This is a genomic window from Haloferax sp. Atlit-6N, from assembly GCF_003383195.1.
In the GTDB taxonomy this organism is placed as follows: Archaea; Halobacteriota; Halobacteria; order Halobacteriales; family Haloferacaceae; genus Haloferax; species Haloferax gibbonsii.
On record NZ_QEQJ01000040.1, the window covers coordinates 1 to 766 of the forward strand.

Consider the following 766-nt stretch of genomic DNA (forward strand, 5'->3'; position numbering starts at 1 on the left):
GCCGAGAGGTCGGCGTCGGTAAGCAGATCGGAGAACGCGTCGCGGAAGCGGTGATTTACCTGCCGAGACGCGAGATCTGATTCGGCGACGCGGCGGTAGCGGCGGACCGTTTCGGCGTCGAGGTCGGTGTTCGCGTCCGACGCAGCGTCAGCGTCTGATTTGGCGTCGGCCCCCGACGCGAGTTCGGCGGCCACCGCGTCGTCGTCGACGGCCTCGGCGGAGCGCTGCTGAAGGAGGCTCCGCAACCGATCGAACGAAAACGGCGCCTCGCGGTCCGCGTCGGCGACGAGGTGGAGGTCCATCCGCGCGCGGAACACCTCGTCGGCGTCGACGTCCGCGGACAGCGACTCCGCGAGCGCGGCGTCGGCGGCCGACGACCACGAGTCGGCGTCTGCACCCACCGCGTCGGGGTCGAAGAAGCCACGAACGACGCGGCGGAGGTCCGCGTCCGACAGCGACGACGCGAAGTCGTAGCGCTCGCGCATCGCCGTGACCAACTCCGCGAGTCGCTCCGCGACGGTCGCGTCGTCGGCCGTCGACGAGAGGGAGCCCCGTGAATCCGACTGCGACTCGGTCACGCTCTCCTCGCCAGTCGTCTCCACGAAGATGTCCCGGAGTTCGGCCGTCTTATCGTTCATCAGGCGTTCCTAAGAGCGGCCAGCGTACTAAAGCGTGGCGTCGTAAACCGAATCTTTCATACAGGTTTACGAGACAGTGGCGGGTATGGCAGCAGAGACGGAATCAGTCGAACTCGTCGGCGAGGACG

1 protein-coding gene is annotated in these 766 nt (G+C 67.4%); it reads right to left on the reverse strand.

Annotated features, from left to right (window positions below; genetic code table 11):
* Positions 1 to 638, reverse strand: a 638-nt coding sequence (locus tag DEQ92_RS21030; RefSeq protein ID WP_115821729.1) for a conditioned medium-induced protein 4, incomplete at its 3' end; no start/stop codon positions are given.
* Between the last annotated feature and the right edge of the window lie 128 nt (positions 639 to 766).